The organism is Paenibacillus sp. GCM10027630 (genome assembly GCF_042676305.1).
Taxonomy (GTDB): domain Bacteria; phylum Bacillota; class Bacilli; order Paenibacillales; family NBRC-103111; genus Paenibacillus_S.
In genome coordinates this window covers 131,379-148,788 of sequence record NZ_JBHTGY010000009.1, presented here as the reverse complement: position 1 = coordinate 148,788, position 17,410 = coordinate 131,379, and the positions used below count along the sequence as shown (strand labels likewise).

The following is a 17,410-nucleotide window of genomic DNA, read 5'->3' as shown; positions in this document are numbered from 1 at the left end:
CTGGCTTACACCAAAAAAAACAAACGGCACAGGGATTTTTCCCATGCCGTTTCGAATTCCATTTTAATTCCGCTATTGTTTTTGAGCTTAACTTAATGACATTGAGCGCTCGGCCTCTCCCTTTTAGGTCTATTGCAATTATGGGGCTTAGATGATACAAGACTAAGAAACCTAGTTTTTCGCTGTTGCAGTTGAGGTTCTGACAACCAATTCAGGTTTGTATATGACCGATTGTAACTGGGAGCCTTGCTGCTTCCCTTCAATCAAGTCAACAATCAATTTAGCTGCATCCAGTCCCATGGTTCTTTTCGGATGTATAACCGAAGTGAGCTTCACTTCCGACATTTCTGCCAAATAGGAATCGTCGTATCCGACTACAGAAACATCCTCAGGGACATTAATATTTAATTCCCTTAAAAAATTAATGATGTAAAGGGCAATGGCATCGTTATAACTAAAAATGGCTGTTACATCATTATTATGGTTATTAAATAGATTTTTTATTTCACTTTGAATCTTCTCTCTCGGGTCCTCTGTATTATAAGATATAATCAGTCCTGGAATTATTGGCAAGTTATGAACTCGGTGGGCCCGAATAAACCCGTTCATTCTATTGACGCCTTGCAAGTCATCCGCCTTAAAAATGCCAATGATCTTTTTATGACCCAGCTGAATTAAATGTTCTGTTGCAAGAAATCCTCCCTGCTCCTCATCCATAGTTAGGCTAGGCGCTTGAAGTTGTGGATATAAGGCATTTAACATAACATAGGGGATATGGTTTGTTTCCATATTTAAATAATAATTGATATTTGGGTTATAGATCGCGCTTTTAGTGGGCTCAACAATTATGGCATCTACATTTCGGGCTAAAATAGAATCTATGCACTTTTTCTCTTTTTCTATGTTGTTATTAGTGCTCGTTAAAATAAACATATAATCCGTACTGCTCAAATACGACTCGATTCCTCTTATGATGGAGGAAAAAATATATTCAGAGATATACGTAGTGATTACACCAATAGTCTTGTATGAATGAGACTTGCTTCTTTTAGATGCATCCGCACAAAAAGTCCCCTTCCCCTGCCATCGGTAAATCCACCCTTCTTTCTCTAAATCCCCGATTGCTTGCCGAACCGTATGACGGCTAACGTCAAACCTCTCCATAATGTCGTTCTCGGTGCCAATTTTTTCGTGAGGCGAAACTTTCCCATGCAAAATCCAGGACTTTATCTCGTCTTTTACCAATACATATTTTGATTTCATAAAAATCCCCTAGCATACAAACCATTATTTTAAAGCTTCTGTCATATCCTTTTGAGCCTTTTCCAAAGCCTTTTCAGCTGTCATCGATCCATTAATAGCTATTGGATCCATAATCTCACCATAGATTTGGTTTATTTGCTGGAAACGGATAGATGTCTCATCATCTGCCATTTTAGGATCAATGGTTTTAACGATATTGAGAATTAAGTCCATCTCTTTTTGGAAACTGGTATATTTTAAACCCTCATTAATAAGACTTGTGCGTACAGGAATAAAGTTAGAAGCCTCAGCAAATGCTTTCATATTAGCTTTATTAGTCATATAGTCAATAAAGATTGCCGCTGCATTTGGATATTTGGTGCCTGCGTAAGCGAAGATTGAATTACCGCCCATATCCGAGCCGCTTTTCCCCTTAACTTGAGGCATATAAGTAACTCCCCAATTCCCTGGCATGTTTTCTTCCATGTAAGAGAGATGCCAGCTGCCGGAAAACGTAAACGCTATTTTCTTGGCAACAAAAAGCAAATTGGATGCCGGTTCCTGCGTAAACCCGGTCTTCACCACGAGCTTTTCCTTCTGCCATGTTTCATAAAGCTTTGTAGCCGCAAGAGCTTCCGGTGAATTGATAGTAATAGATTTCATATCTTTACTCAGAACCGATCCGCCATTCATGTAGATAAATGGAAGGTAACGGTAACCGGAGCCATTCTCCCAAATCCCTCCAAAAGAATATTCTAAATTATTGTCTGCTTTAAGCTTACGCGCATTGGCCGTAAGTTCATCCCACGTCCAGCCGTCTGTTGCATTTTTAGGAATTCTTATTCCTGATTTCTCGAACATAGCCTTATTGTAGAAAATAGCCATAGTATCCGTATGATGAGGCATAGCTACAAGTTTACCGTTGTAGGTTACAGCTGAACGAAATGCGGGAACCAGGTCGTTAAGACTTTCTTCGGAAATTTTCCCTTTAAGGTCAAGCATTACATTGTTCTCTTTAAATTTTCCAAGTCTTTGATACGTGTAGCGCACAATGTCAGGCCAATCGTTACCGGCAATTCTTGTGTCGAGTGTTTGTCTAAACGTATTGGATGGATAAACCTGTGGTTCTAACTTAATTTCCGGATGATCTTTTGTAAAATTCTTTATCATGAGATCCCAACCCGCTTTATCAGATGAGGATGATTCCCAATAGGCTACCTTTAGTACGGCATCTTTCTCTGCAGCTCCGTTACCTGCCGTTTCTGTTCTACCGCCTGAAGGTGTACTGCACGCGGCCACGGAAACGGCCATACCCAAGGCGCAAAACATTGATAGCGCTCTCTTAAATGGATGAATTAACATTTTCTTCTCCTCCTTTTAATAGATAACCAACTAACCATCTCATCTTTGCGTTTCATTAAAAAAGCAGTATCAGCTAGCCCTTAATGCCTGTATGAGTTATTCCCTGCACAAATTGCTTCTGAAAAGCGAAAAATACGATTATCACAGGAATTATTGAGATGAGAGCAGCACTCATCAGGTCGTTCCAGTTAACATAATTCACTCCATTTAACATCGATAAACCAAGCTGTACGGTGTACATCTTTTTATCTGAAAGTATGATTAACGGCCACTGAAAATCATTCCAACGCCACATGACTGTGAAAATAACCAGAACACCAAGAAGAGGTTTTACGTTCGGAAAAACAATCTTGCTAAATATATGAAACTCGCTTGCACCATCCATACGCCCCGATTCAATAAGCTCATCCGGTATTTCAGACATGAACTGACGGGAAAGGAACAATCCGAATGCCTCTGCACAAGTAGGCAGAATGAGTCCTGCATAAGTATTCAGCAAACCCAGCTTAGATACGATGATAAAGTTAGGGATCATGGTAACCTGAATTGGAATCATCAATGTGCTCAATACGATTAAGAACATGAGCTCCTTGCCCTTAAATTTATATTTAGCAAATGCGTACCCCGCAAGGAGATTAATAAAAACGGTAATAAGGGTTGCAATGGAAGTAACGATGATACTATTTTTAAAATAGGTGGGGAAATCCGTTGCGGACATTGATTTGGCAAAGTTTCCCCACAAAAACTCACCCGGCCATAGTTTAGGAGGAAATTCAAAGATTTCACCCACAGGCTTTACTGCCGTTACAAACATCCAATAGAAGGGAAACAGAACAATAATAGATACGATCACCATTAGTACATAAGTGAACATATATGAGGCTTTTGGTGGTCGTATTAGCTGTTTTTTTTCATTTTTTATCATACGTTCTCCTTGTTTGATTTAAGTCTGAACAGAGTAAATGCCATAAGAATTAGAAATAAAATAACACCCGATGCTGACGCGCGACCAAAATAGTTCAACTTAAATGCAGTATCATAAACATGCATGACAAGAGTTGTTGTTGCATTTAGAGGACCGCCTTTGGTCATAACATAAATCAGATCGAATGAACGGAAGGAGTGAATGACAACCGTTATTAAGATGAAAGTATGAATAGGCTTAAGGAGAGGCATTGTTATAAAGCGAAACTTTTGCCAGGAGTTTGCACCGTCAATGGTGGCGGCCTCATAATACTCTGGGGATATTCCTTGAAGTGCCGCCAAATAAATGACCATGTTATACCCTATTCGACTCCAGAGAGTACCTACGATAATCATTACCATCGCCATATTCGGATTTGTTGACCAGCCAATCGATTTTATACCAAAGGAATTGAGAATATAGTTAATGAATCCCAGTTGATCATTGAACAACCACACAAAAACCATACCAACAACAACAGATGAGATTATGGAGGGAATGAACAATACACTACGGAAAAACGATCTGAACTTAATTTTTTGATTTAATAAAAGTGCAAACATGAGTGACATTATCATTAGAATAGGAACGGTTGCTACCGTGAATAGGATGGTCACCCAAACAGACTTTCTGAATACCTCATCACCCAAAAGATACAAGTAATTATCAAATCCTATAAATACAGGACTACCCATACCTCCCCATTTGACAAGGCTATAGTAGAAAGTCATGAAAATCGGAATGATCATAAAGCATAAAAACAGAAGCATATTTGGCAAAATAAAAAGATAAGGAACTACTTTTATATTATTCCAAAACGGTTCTTTATTTTTCACATACAAATTTGTTCACCTACTAACTTTATTATTCGGTTCGCTACAGGTTGATATCATCTGTAAGCTTTCTTCATTTATGTCCATTAATCGAAGCTCCTCCGTATTTTGGAACTCCTGAACCGCCAAGATATCCATCATCATCATCATGCGGTCTTATAACCCCCTATGCTTCGAGCACCAATCATTTCAATTTAGGCATTTAGCTAACCTCCAAAGTAATCGGCCCCCTTATTCATACGGACAAATCAAATCTTTTCTTATCGTTTTTTGAAAGTTATACGTATAAATGAATTCGCTTTCAATGTATGTCGAATGAAATACAAATATTCCAGACTTTTTGAAATTTGAGTTAGGGGCTGTGTGCATCTCCTGTGCCTGTCTCAGCCCTTTTGTCCGCGATGCTCCCCACCGCTCTCTGGTCTTAAGTTGGCGGAAAGGTTGGGCTCATTGCTGTTACTGATAGCGTGGAACACAAACAAGTGCCGTTAAGCTGCCTTAGTCAGGCAGGCCCAATTTCGCTTTGCTCTGGCACATTAATTTTTCAACGCTCTCTGTTGTGTTCTTGGTGAATGGTCGTGCTGTACTTTTTAGCTTGACGAGCTGGAACTTTCTCTAATCCATACATCTCTACATGCAGTGACGCAACGCGCGCCCGGGATTCGCACGCCTACCCCTCATGCCTTTTCCAACGTACGTTTTTGCTGCTTTACTTTCCCTAAAACCAATACACCTGCGACGATGACAACCACTAATCCCCACTTCAAGATTGGATTTACATCAAAAAATCCTTTTAAGAATGGTTCATCAACAATCATTTTGGATGCAGTCCATGCTAAAACACCCGATCCAATAAAAATAATAATCGGATACCGTTCGACCCATTTTAGGATAAGTGTACTCCCCCACACAACGATAGGCACGCTAATCAGCAGCCCCAGTACAACCAACACAAAGTCACCATGAGCTGCCCCCGCAACCGCCAAAACATTATCCAAACCCATCACTGTATCGGCGATAATTATCGTTTTGATTGCAGCCCACAAGCTAGCCGCGGACTCCACATCATGCTTTTTTTCTTCCACAAGCAGCTTATAGGCGATATAAATGAGCAATAATCCCCCTAAAAGAAGCAAGCCCGGAATCTTAAGCAGCCACACGACAACCAGAGTTAACACTGAACGTACAACAATAGCTCCAACCGTTCCCCACAAAATCACTTTCTTTTGCTGATCCCGGGGCAAATTTCTTGCAGATAAACCGATAACAATTGCATTGTCCCCCGCTAGCACAAGGTCTATGACGACAATTGCGAGTAAAGCAGACCAAAATTCGGTTGTGAATATTTCCATTAGTAATCGCTCCTTTTGTGCAAAATCATATCCGTACATAAGATACTGCTGCATAGAAAAGGAATCCTTGATTTGAGGCAAGATCATAAGGTTCGGACATAAAAAGGACTTTTTCAACCGTTCACTGATCCTCTGAACTCTAAACGGTGGCATGCACTGTCGCTGATGTGCATCACGTAGTTACTTTTGCTATTAGTTTCCTCATAAGCCTGACAAGTATTCACATGCTGCTCCTGCAAACTTCTGTGACATCAATGATGAAATATTTTAATGCTTTAAGGGCGCTACTTCAGTAGCCTTGCTTTGCTGTCGAAATTTTGCTGCTATCTCTTCTCTACCATTAGAACTCTACCAATTCGCCATCCCCCGTTGTCTTTAGCTACTGACCTCATAACCTCTCCATTTGGTGCTGTCTCACTGACGGTATGAGAATTTTAGCGTCCTTGGTGGCTGCTGCAATAAAAAATCCTATAACCGGGTGGTTATAGGAGCGAGTTACGAATAATTATTTTGTGTAAACATTATCTTCTTTTTAACCTAAAATTAAAATATAATATAAGCATACTACTATTTAGTAAGGGGATTCCGTACATGTCATCTTTTGTATCCGTTATTGGTACTGTTTTTGTTGATTGCAAAGGTTTTTCAAAAAACGAATACATACCTACAGGCCGCAATCTCGGCAGCATTCAATTTGTTCATGGGGGCGTTGGACGCAACGTTGCTGAAAATCTGACAAACCTAGACCTCACTACCTCTTTTGTTTCGACAGTGGATAGCACAGGACTCGGCGATGAAATCATTCAACGTCTAAAAAAATCCAATGCTCACACCGAATATCTGGGTAAAATTAATCAGGGCATGGGAATGTGGTTAGCTGTATTGGATGAGAACGGTAACCTGGCCGGCTCCATTTCGCAAATGCCGCAGTTGGATGAGCTTGAGAGAATCATCGACACTTCAGGTAAAAAGATTGTTCAGCAATCCACCCATATTGTTCTGGAGCTAGACCTTAATGAACAAATTTCCAAAAGAGTTGTCGAACTATCCTTGCAGGAAAACAAGCCGGTCTTCGGCATTCCAGGGAACTTAGATGTTATTTTATCCAATATGTCGCTTCTTGATCAGCTTGAATGCTTTATTTGCAATGATATCGAGGCGGGACGACTTTTAGGAAAAAATATCGACAGCTTGAACCAAAATGAATTGATTCAGGAGTTGATCTCCTTCGTGGATTCCTCCGGCCTGCGCTCAATGGTCATCACATTAGGAGAGAACGGCTCCATTTACTATGATTCAAGAACCAAAGAATCCGGCTACCAGCCTGTATTCCCTGTTAAGCTAGTGGATTCCAGCGGCGCCGGTGATGCATTTTTCTCGGGAACTGTGATGGGACTTGTTAGAGGGTTATCGCTCAAAGAAGCTGTTGTTTGTGGGACGAAGGTTGCTGGTTGGACTATTGAGTCTCAAGAGAATAATTGTCCTGATTTGCGGGAGAAGTTTAAGCAGGATGAGTATTTTCAGGGGTTGTTGGTGAAGAAGTAATAAAAAGAGGGGCCATGGCCCCTCTTTTTATTTTGATGCCGCAGCTTCGTTTGAAGTAGCTAAAATCTCAGCTCCAGCTTTAAGCAGATCAGCCTTGTCTGTCTGTTCCCAAGGAACATTCAGATCGTTACGTCCAAAATGTCCGTAGGCTGCGGTTTGACGATAAATCGGCCGACGTAAGTCAAGCATTTTAATAATACCAGCCGGTCTTAGATCAAAATGTTCTCTAACAAGTTTAACCATCAGCTTATCACTGATTGTCCCAGTACCAAAAGTATTTACAGCAATCGAAACAGGCTTTGCTACACCGATTGCGTACGCAAGCTGTACTTCGCATTTATCAGCCAATCCTGCAGCAACGATATTCTTCGCTACGTAGCGTGCAGCATAAGCAGCGGAACGGTCTACTTTAGTTGGGTCCTTACCCGAGAAAGCTCCACCGCCATGACGTGCATATCCACCATAAGTGTCAACGATGATTTTTCTGCCTGTTAAGCCAGCATCACCTTGAGGTCCACCAATTACAAAACGGCCTGTAGGATTAATGAAGTAGTTCGTATTCTCATCAATAAATTCATGTGGTACAACAGGTTTAATAATATGCTCATGCATATCTTCTTTAATTTGTTCCAAAGTCACATCCGGACTATGCTGAGTGGAAATAACAATCGTTTCAATTCGAACCGGCTTCTCCCCTTCATACTCGACAGTAACCTGAGTTTTTGCATCAGGGCGCAAGTAAGTTAGGGTGCTATTTTTTCTGATTTCAGCTAAACGACGAGCCAATTTATGTGACAGAGCAATAGGAAGCGGCATAAGCTCAGGTGTCTCATTGCAAGCAAACCCAAACATAAGTCCTTGGTCCCCTGCTCCAATCGCGTCAATATCATCTTCGCTCATTTGTCCTTCACGTGCTTCTAGCGCATTATTAACACCCATAGCGATATCTGGGGATTGCTCATTAATCGCCGTTATAACAGCACTTGTCTCGGAATCAAAACCAAACTTAGAGCGTGTATACCCAATTTCCTTAATTGTTTGTCTTACTACTTTGTTGTAATCCACTTTTGCTGTTGTAGTAATTTCACCAGTTACCAGAAGCAAGCCAGTTGAAGTCGCAGTCTCACAAGCTACACGTGCATTAGGATCCTGTTCTAAGATCGCATCCAAAATCGCATCGGAAATTTGATCACACATTTTATCTGGATGCCCTTCAGTAACGGACTCTGACGTAAATAAGTGTCTATCTTCATTCATCTAGTTCATCTCTCCAATACTAGTTATTCAGCCCAGCTGGACAAATATTCTTCTTGTTTTTGAGACAGCTTATCGATCTTTAAACCTAGTGTTTCTAGTCTTAGATAAGCAACATAACGATCTAATTCACTTGGAACTGGTTGAACTTTTGGACCTATGGACTTGCTGTTTTGGACAACATGTTTTAAAGAAAGAGCTTGCAAAGCAAACGTCAAATCCATTACTTCTGCAGGATGTCCGTCTCCCGCGGCCAAGTTCACTAAACGACCGCCAGCAAGAAGATACAATTTACGACCGTCCTTCATCTCATACTCATCTATGTTCTTACGAACTTCACGGACACTTACAGCTCTTGCTGCAAGATCATTTTTGTTCACTTCAATATCAAAATGACCAGCATTACACATGATAGCTCCGTCTTTCATAACATCAAAATGCTCGTCAGCAATAACATCACGGTTACCAGTAACCGTAACATAGAAATCACCATGCTTAACCGCTTCGATCATCGGCATTACAGTAAATCCATCCATGTAAGCTTCAATGGCCTTGATAGGATCAATTTCAGTTACAATAACTTGTGCTCCAAGACCCTTAGCACGCATAGCCACGCCCTTACCGCACCAGCCATATCCAACTACTACAACCGTCTTTCCTGCAACGACCAGGTTTGTAGTTCTATTGATACCATCCCAAACAGATTGCCCTGTACCATAACGATTATCAAATAAATATTTGCAATATGCATCATTAACAGCCATCATTGGAAATTGAAGCTTACCTTCATTTTCCAGAGCTTTTAGACGGATAATCCCTGTAGTTGTCTCTTCACAGCCGCCAATGATCTCTTTCGTTTGCTCCAAACGCTGGCTATGCAAAATGCTTACAAGATCCCCACCATCATCAATGATAGCATTTGGTCTGAAATCCAAAGCTTTATTAATATGCATATGGTATTCTTCATCCGTTACATTGTACCAAGCGTAGGCTGTTATTCCGCTTTCAACAAGAGCCGCGACGACATCATCTTGAGTCGACAGCGGATTGCTTCCGCATACTGCGACTTCAGCTCCACCAGCTTGTACAACTTGTGCTAAATACCCGGTTTTTGCCTCTAAATGAAGGCAGATTGTTACTTTTAGCCCTTTGAATGGTTGTTCTTTCTTAAACTGTTCTTCGATGGTATTGAGTAAAGGCATGTGGGCTTTAACCCAGTCGAGTTTAAGCTTGCCTTGTGGTGCTACGTTAATGTCTCGGATTAGTGAGCCATTTGTAGAATTGATCATAGTATGGGACTCCTTTGTCTCATTTACCTTTTAAACTAATGATAATGACACCAATTAATATAAGGGTGATACCTAACATCTTATATAATGTTATTGATTCTTTTAAAAACAAAATTGACAATAATATTATACAGATATATCCCAATCCTACAATAATAGGGTATATGAATGATAGCTCATTTCTTGATAATATAACAAACCAAGATAAAAAACTTGTGATATAGAGAATTGTTCCAATAATCAATTTATAATTTACCAGAAGAAAAATATTTGATTTTAATAAAGAAAGATCAACGTTATTCATATACAATTTTACTAGAGTGAGACCAAGACTGCTAGCTACAAGATAGTACAAAATTAGAAACAAAGTAAGAGTCATTTTTTTCTACCAATCATATACACAAAGTCAAACATATTTAAATAAACATTGAGATTAACTATCCCAGTCTTCTTAAGTAAATTATAGAAACCTGGAATATTATACTTTAGAACAAACAATATATAACTTATTGTGTTTAAACTAAGATAATTGCCTGGATGCCCAGTATAAACCACTTCAAATCCATATTTTTCCAATAATTTCGCCAAAGTTTTTGAAGAAAAATACTGTAAATGGGTTGGTGGATGAATCTGCCTCCAATTATCTCCTCTAATACTTGCATTTAAGCTACCGATATCACCTGTTGAAATCGCAATTAGACCGTCTTTATTTATATTCTCAGATATTTTTTCTATAAAAAGATGTGGTTCTTTCAAGTGCTCTATTGTGTCCCACATACAAAAAACATCGTATTTCGAATCAAATTTGTATTCCAAAAAGTCCCCAGAAAAAACATTTAACCCCATTAACTCTTTACCCTTTTGTACTGCTTCGGCGGAAATGTCGATACCTGATACATCCGAAAACAATGGATTGGCTACATCTAAGAAAAATCCATAAGCGCATCCAATCTCGAAGAGGGATTTTTCCTTTGGATTTTGGATATATTTCATTAATGTCTTAAGTCTGGAATAAAAATTATGTTGAATGATCTTCTTATCAGAAAGGTAATCACTATATTCTTTCCCATGAAAATAATCTATCGAATATAACTTTTTAAGCTCATCATTTGAAATGTTCAAATTTGTAGTTATAAAACTACAATTAGTGCATTCGATTAACCCTTTTAACTTTGATTTTTTATAGGGTGATCCGCAAACTATACACAAATTATCATTCATTTTTAACTCCCTCGAATTCTTCCTCTATAATATATAAAGGCCTATTTTTCACTTCATCAAAAATACCTCCAATATATTCTCCAATGATACCCATGAAAATAAGCTGGATGCCTCCTAAAAAAGATACTGTAGCAATAACCGAGGTCCAACCCTCTGGGATATTTTTACTAATGAAAAAACTTAGAATAGTATATAATCCATAAAATATACTCAGTATAGAGATCGTTAAACCTATATATACAGAAAATTTCAAAGGTATCTTGGAAAATGCTATGATTCCCATAGTTGCAAAATTAATTAATCTTTTTAGATTGTATTTACTTTTCCCTTTTTTCCTGCTTTCAGAAATGAACGTAATATTCGTTTGATTAAAACCGACCCAAGGAAATAAACCTCTTAAAAACTGATTTTGTTCCGTAATGTCCTTTTTAAAAACTGTGACAACCCTCTTAGATATGAGTCTAAAATCCGCACTATCAGAACTAATAGGTACTGATGATAGCTTGCTTAACAATTTATAAAATAATCTAGAACCCGTCTTTTTAAAAAAGCTGATTTTTTCATTATAAATCCTTTTAGTTTGGACAATATCGAATCCTTCTTCAAACTTCTCTAGTAATTCTTTTATTATTATTGGTGGATGCTCCAAATCACAATCCATCATAATAACAGCTTCTCCATCACATTGATGCATACCAGCAACCAAAGACATTTGATGACCGAATCTTCTTGATAAAGCGATTACTTTAACATTTGTATATTGTTTGGCGATATCCCTTAAAATCTCGATTGTACCATCTCTGCTTTTATCTAAAACGTATATAACTTGGAACTCATACTTACTGTTTAATAACTTAATAACATTTTGAAGCTCATTATTAAAGCTTTCAATAACTTCAGATTCATTATAAACGGGTAAAATTACATTAATTTTTTTCATAAGGATTTTTCATTAAATGCATTCAGCATTTCCTCGATTCCTTGTCTCAATGATATAGTGGGTTCCCATTTTAAATCTTTTTTTATTTTTGTTATATCTGCTTTTATATCCATTACCTCATTTTTTCTTACTTGTCCTTTAGAAGAATAACTTTTTATAGAACAACTTTCCTTTAACACTAATTTTATAATTTCTTCCACACTAACTGAAATACCACTTCCAACGTTATAGATACTTAAGCCACTATTATTGTATTGGAGTGTTAGGGAGATAGCATTAACTAAATCTCTCACATGAAGATAGTCACGCTTAGGTTTTAAATCCATAACCTCTATTTTATCAATTGAATTGTCCATACACTGTCTTATAATTTCCGGTATAAGAAAATGTGTTTTTTGTCCAGGACCATAAATATTGAATGGCCTCAGAATTGATATTGGGACATTGAAATTTTCCGAATAGAACTTACAAAGGCTCTCTGCCAATACTTTACTATGATTATAAGGTGAATTTGGATTAATTGGATGACTCTCATCAACATATGATTTAGTTGGCTGACCATAAATATAAGTACTCAAAAATGTAAGTTTACTATTTGTGTGGCGACAAAACTCCAGCACATTTGCAGTTCCCATTATATTAGTATCATAAAAATTATAAGGATTATTCCAACTGTCTGGAACAAACGTTTTTGCTGCTAAATGTATTACATGATCAACTTTTGTAATATTTTTTTGCAAATTAAAGTCAACAATACTACCGTTTTTAGATGTAATTTCTACTATATTATAATTTTGTTTTCTTAATTCTTCAGATAGATACTGACCAACGAAACCATTTGCTCCAGTGAGTACTATGTTTTTTTTCATTCTTCTAAAAACCTGCTTTTCATTTTATCAAACTCTTCGATAGCTTGCATATAATCATCTGGACGTCCAATATCTAACCAATAACCATTAAATTTTTTAACATTAACATTTCTTTTATATAAAAGCATGTCATACATTAGATTATCAAAACCATAAGCTTTATTCTCAGGAATAAAGTCAAGAATTCCTCGATTTGCAATATAGATTCCCATACTTACATTATATCTTTTTGTTGGTTTTTCTATAAAATTAGTAAGATAACCATCATTTACTTCTAATACACCATAATCAATCTTTTGATCCCTTTCGTGTGCAGATATTGTAAATAATTCTCTGCTATCTAAATGTGAATTGAATAATTGGGAAAAATTCAAATCTGTTAAAACATCTCCATTCATGATAAGAAAATCGTTTGGTAAATCATTGATCAATTTTAAGGGCCCCATCGTACTTAAAGGCCTATCCTCTATAGAATAATCTATATTTATACCCCATTTAGAACCATCTTTAAAAAAGGCTTTAATTATATCGGCTTGATGATTTACTGCCAAAGTAATATGGGAAAAATCATGATTTATTAGCTGTCTTATTATAACTTCAAGTATGGGATAATCACCAATTGGCATTAGTGGCTTTGGTAATACAACTGTATACGGTCTCAACCTGCTCCCGAGTCCACCTGCAAGAATAATTGCTCTTTTAGACATTGTATATACCTGCCTTATATTTTTTTAAATTTTCTTCTTTGCTAAACCAATCAATAGTTAATTTAAGGCCTTCTCTTATGTCAAATGAAGGTTGATAGTTTGTTAGTTGATTTATTTTGGTATTATCACACCATAATCGGTGTACTTCACTTTTTTCCGGTCTAATTCGTTGTTGGTCTGTGATTAATTCAACATCAGATTGCATGATTTCTTTAATAGTTTCAAATACTTCCAAGACGCTTATCTCATAATTGGAACCTATATTGACTACTTCACCAACTGCAGCATCACATTGTGCTAAAAGTGCCATTCCTCTGCATGTGTCTTCAACATAATTCAAGTCCCTTGTCGGTGTTACATCACCAAGTTTTATCTGTTTCCGACCAGCGGCTATCTGTGTAATAATGGTAGGAATAACTGCACGGGCAGATTGACGTGGACCGTAAGTATTAAAAGGTCTGGCTATTATTACGGGTAAGTTGAATGCATTATTAAAACTCATCGCCATTGAATCAGAGCCTATCTTACTAGCACTGTAAGGAGATTGTGGTTGGAGTGGATGATTTTCATCTATTGGTACATATTTTGCTGTTCCATATACTTCACTTGTTGATACTTGAACTATTCTTTGGACATTGTTTTCCAAAGAAGCCTGACAAATGTTTAGAGTACCTTTAATATTAGTATCAACATATGAATCAGGAGCAATATATGAATAAGGTATAGCAATTAATGCCGCTAAGTTAAACACCACATCTATATCTTTCGTAATCTTTTTACAATAATGTGGGTCACGTATATCTCCAGTAAATACTTCAACTTGTGATAGATTATTTAAGTCCTCAAGCCATCCCCAATTATTAAAAGAATTATACTGTGATAAGGCTTTTACTTCTGCACCAATTTTAATTAAAAATTCCGTTAAATGTGATCCGATAAATCCATCTGCTCCAGTAACTAAAACTCTTTTATTAGATAAATCCATTTTGTATCTCCCATCATTCTGATTTTATCATATTTTTATTTTCTTCTTTCTTACGATAGCAATAATAATTAAAGATACTAATACTAAAAAAGCAAATATACTTAAATTTAGTCCAATAATAAAGGATCTGGGTTCAAACTTAAATTCAATTGTATTATCTCCGACAGGTACATTAATTCCTCTTAACAAATAATCTACTTTATAAACCTTAGTTTCAACGCCATTAATATAAGCCTTCCATCCAGGATAATAAGATTCACTTAAAACCAAAAACTTCTGATCAGATGTTTTAGTTTCTAGATGTAATCCAGAATTGTTAAATGCTTTAATTACAATCTGATTGGTTTGCGAATTCGTTGAATCATTATACTGAAAATTTAAGGGTAATTCTTCAGCAACATCTATTAAAGCTGTATTGTGCGGGTTGAAAATAGATTTATCTGAAAACAAGCTTGTTTGTAATGTATTTAAAATTTCCTTTTTTTCCATTCTTCTGACTTCATCGACAAACCATGCTTGTGGCAATGATCTAACATTTTCATAAACATTAGTATTTCCTACCTGTTTCATCAATTTCCATCTATTTTTTGACAAACTATTATTAAGATCAATTGGATGTGACTCATTATTACCTGAGTCATGCACTGTTATTCGGCTTATTTCTAGTGAAGAATCACTAGGCCCAGCAAACAATATATTAATCTCTTTGATAGTCTTATGCATAATCTTGAAATTCATTAAATATCTATTTCCAAAGAAATCATTCCCTTTGTTATCCTTTTCAACAAACTTTTCAAAAACATTTGCTTTTTTATGTTGCATTTTCGGGCTAACATCATCTCTATCATATGCCCATTCACTTACATCTTCACCAGTCAATATACTTATCATTTGGTTGGTATTATCTTGGTAAATTACTTGCATTTTGGAAATCTCAGTAGAATCTTTAATACTAACAGATCCTCCTAAAGTTCCTTCTATTAGTAGAGCATCTCCTACAATATTCTCCCCGTTGAGTTGAAGAGAGTAGGTACTGTTCGTACTAACAACCTTTGAAAATTTCTCCTCTGTAAATAATATTCCATCTTTGCTAATGATCTTATTATTTGAAAATATTTTATAAAGATTTTTAACTCCAAGAATATCTAATACTATATTTTTCTCATCTAGTAGATTATTTGATAAAATTCCACTTGTATCAATTTCAGTTAGTTTATTATAATCTGTTAGCATCAATGGATTGTAACCATTTACGCTTCTTATTCCGAGTAATTGAGAACTATTAGGAACTAAATCACGACTCTCTGATAGTGCTCCTTCAAATACAGCGATACGATTCTTTTCTATACTACTAACGGTTGCTGATATTTCTGGTTTATCTAGCGGAGCAGCGTATTTCCATTCATAATTCCAACCAAAAGAAGATAAATCTATTATCACAAATAAGATAATTGAAAAAGAAATGAAACTTTTTTTCTTTAGATTAACATATCTAAGACAAAGTACAAGAGAAACAAAACATAAAACAATCGGAAACATAACTGCAAAGTTTTTAAGAGGATTCACAGAAAAATTAGCATTTCCATTCTTCAGTGCCATTTTACTAATACTTTCTTCAAACAAAAGAATTCCACATAATACGAGTACAATAAAAACAAAAACAACTATTATGGAACAAAGATTGGATTTATATGAAGCTTTTACTTTTTTTAGATCACTAAATATTAAAGCTACAATAACACTAAAACTCAATGAGTATTCTACAAAATGTCTAGCAGGTGCTCTAAAAAGATTATATCCTGGAATATGAAATAAAATTTTTGAAAGAGGCGTCGTGTCACCAAGAGTCAATAGGAAACTAAAAAAACAAACAATCGCCCAGAAAAAATAATTTTTATTCAGCTTAAGCTTAAAAGTAAAAAAGAAAATGATTAGTATAAATGGCAACCATCCAACATAACCAATTAATTCAGTTAAATTCCATTCACCAAAATAGGGATAATCGTATATAATGTTTGGAATTCCTCCGAATAAGTAAGGAAAGAAAACCATTAATATCTGTTTTAATGGCAAGTGATAACTATTAAATGTTTGAAAATCCATTGATGACCTTAAACTTAATTGACTTAATTCTAAAGTTGGTAATAATTGAATTGAAGATAATAAGATACCTAAAACATAAGTAGAAGCGGTTATTCCAATAAATTTAAAGCGATTTTGATTATTAATGGACAAAAACAATACGTATAAACATCCTAATCCTAATGAGTAAGTCATCATTTGTGGATGACCCGCTAATATACACATTGAAACTGCAAAAGCTGTAATACAAAACCATTTGACTTGATACTTTGAATTTAACTCATATAATCCCCATAAAATTAATGGGATCCAACAAGCTGCATGAATAATCGCAGTATGTCCTAGATGTCCCATGAAAAAACCGCTCATACTATAAGTAATCCCAGCTAGAAAAGCCGCAAATTTATTGTTTGTTAGCTTTAATGAAAATCCGTACATAAAACTCGCGGCTGCTACATATGCAAATACAACAAAATAGTTCCATGAAAAAACTTTAAAAATTATCCTTGGTAAATACCATATCATGGCCTGAGGATCTCCGAACTGAGGAAAGCCTGAGAAAATATAAGGATTCCATAAATCAAACCCCCATTCAAAGACTGGTCGATAATAAAGCATTGCATCGCCTGGTGATAATAACTTTCCATTGAAAATAACAGAAGAAAAAAACACTAAAAAAATAAGTGAATAATAACAAATTATAGAAAAATAATTTAAATAATGTTTTTTAATTTTTTCAATAATAACAGCATACATATTTTGCAA

The 17,410-nt window shown here is 36.2% G+C and carries 15 protein-coding genes; 1 reads left to right on the top strand and 14 read right to left on the bottom strand.

Going from position 1 to position 17,410, the window contains the following annotated elements; translation table 11 throughout:
* Positions 1 to 171: 171 nt before the first annotated feature.
* The 5 genes from ACFQ0C_RS05115 to ACFQ0C_RS05095 all read right to left on the bottom strand — a co-directional run bounded on the left by ACFQ0C_RS05115 (position 172) and on the right by ACFQ0C_RS05095 (position 5,753).
* Positions 172 to 1,263 carry a GntR family transcriptional regulator gene (locus ACFQ0C_RS05115; protein WP_379364557.1) on the bottom strand — a complete coding sequence of 364 codons (1,092 nt, stop codon included), beginning with the start codon at positions 1,261 to 1,263 and terminating at the stop codon, positions 172 to 174.
* A gap of 24 nt (positions 1,264 to 1,287) precedes the next feature.
* A complete protein-coding gene (locus ACFQ0C_RS05110; RefSeq protein ID WP_379364555.1) occupies positions 1,288 to 2,604 on the bottom strand; it encodes an ABC transporter substrate-binding protein in 1,317 nt (438 codons plus the stop codon).
* Between the two features lie 73 nt (positions 2,605 to 2,677).
* Complete coding sequence (locus tag ACFQ0C_RS05105; protein WP_379364553.1) at positions 2,678 to 3,529, bottom strand: carbohydrate ABC transporter permease; 852 nt, start codon at positions 3,527 to 3,529, stop codon at positions 2,678 to 2,680.
* A complete protein-coding gene (locus tag ACFQ0C_RS05100; protein WP_379364551.1) occupies positions 3,526 to 4,404 on the bottom strand; it encodes a carbohydrate ABC transporter permease in 879 nt (292 codons plus the stop codon). Before ACFQ0C_RS05100 ends, ACFQ0C_RS05105 begins: the two co-directional genes overlap by 4 nt.
* 674 nt (positions 4,405 to 5,078) lie before the next feature.
* Positions 5,079 to 5,753 (bottom strand): TerC family protein, encoded by a 675-nt coding sequence (locus tag ACFQ0C_RS05095; RefSeq protein WP_379364549.1) that lies wholly within the window; start codon positions 5,751 to 5,753, stop codon positions 5,079 to 5,081.
* A 591-nt stretch (positions 5,754 to 6,344) separates the two neighbouring features.
* Here ACFQ0C_RS05095 and ACFQ0C_RS05090 point away from each other — a divergent pair.
* The gene (locus ACFQ0C_RS05090; RefSeq protein WP_379364547.1) at positions 6,345 to 7,298 is read left to right on the top strand and encodes a PfkB family carbohydrate kinase; all 954 of its coding nucleotides are present in this window, start codon (positions 6,345 to 6,347) and stop codon (positions 7,296 to 7,298) included.
* Between the two features lie 27 nt (positions 7,299 to 7,325).
* Here the strand turns inward: ACFQ0C_RS05090 and metK are convergent, their stop codons facing one another.
* From metK to ACFQ0C_RS05045, 9 genes are all read right to left on the bottom strand, one after another.
* On the bottom strand, positions 7,326 to 8,555 hold the full coding sequence (metK, locus tag ACFQ0C_RS05085) for a methionine adenosyltransferase (RefSeq protein ID WP_379364545.1): 1,230 nt from the start codon (positions 8,553 to 8,555) through the stop codon (positions 7,326 to 7,328).
* Between the two features lie 23 nt (positions 8,556 to 8,578).
* Positions 8,579 to 9,841 carry an adenosylhomocysteinase gene (locus ACFQ0C_RS05080; RefSeq protein WP_379364542.1) on the bottom strand — a complete coding sequence of 421 codons (1,263 nt, stop codon included), beginning with the start codon at positions 9,839 to 9,841 and terminating at the stop codon, positions 8,579 to 8,581.
* Positions 9,842 to 9,860: 19 nt separating this feature from the next.
* A complete protein-coding gene (locus tag ACFQ0C_RS05075; protein ID WP_379364540.1) occupies positions 9,861 to 10,145 on the bottom strand; it encodes a DMT family transporter in 285 nt (94 codons plus the stop codon).
* A gap of 71 nt (positions 10,146 to 10,216) precedes the next feature.
* A complete protein-coding gene (locus ACFQ0C_RS05070) occupies positions 10,217 to 11,062 on the bottom strand; it encodes a class I SAM-dependent methyltransferase (protein WP_379364538.1) in 846 nt (281 codons plus the stop codon).
* Positions 11,055 to 12,002 carry a glycosyltransferase family 2 protein gene (locus ACFQ0C_RS05065; protein WP_379364536.1) on the bottom strand — a complete coding sequence of 316 codons (948 nt, stop codon included), beginning with the start codon at positions 12,000 to 12,002 and terminating at the stop codon, positions 11,055 to 11,057. The genes ACFQ0C_RS05070 and ACFQ0C_RS05065 overlap by 8 nt, the downstream gene beginning before the upstream one ends.
* A complete protein-coding gene (locus ACFQ0C_RS05060) occupies positions 11,999 to 12,871 on the bottom strand; it encodes an NAD-dependent epimerase/dehydratase family protein (RefSeq protein ID WP_379364534.1) in 873 nt (290 codons plus the stop codon). The genes ACFQ0C_RS05065 and ACFQ0C_RS05060 overlap by 4 nt, the downstream gene beginning before the upstream one ends.
* Entirely contained in the window at positions 12,868 to 13,578 is a 711-nt protein-coding gene (locus tag ACFQ0C_RS05055) for a sugar phosphate nucleotidyltransferase (RefSeq protein WP_379364532.1), read from the bottom strand. Before ACFQ0C_RS05055 ends, ACFQ0C_RS05060 begins: the two co-directional genes overlap by 4 nt.
* Positions 13,571 to 14,563: an NAD-dependent 4,6-dehydratase LegB gene (locus ACFQ0C_RS05050; RefSeq protein WP_379364530.1), complete on the bottom strand. Its 993-nt coding sequence runs from the start codon at positions 14,561 to 14,563 to the stop codon at positions 13,571 to 13,573. Before ACFQ0C_RS05050 ends, ACFQ0C_RS05055 begins: the two co-directional genes overlap by 8 nt.
* Positions 14,564 to 14,590: 27 nt before the next feature.
* The gene (locus tag ACFQ0C_RS05045) at positions 14,591 to 17,401 is read right to left on the bottom strand and encodes a YfhO family protein (protein ID WP_379364528.1); all 2,811 of its coding nucleotides are present in this window, start codon (positions 17,399 to 17,401) and stop codon (positions 14,591 to 14,593) included.
* Positions 17,402 to 17,410 lie beyond the last annotated feature (9 nt).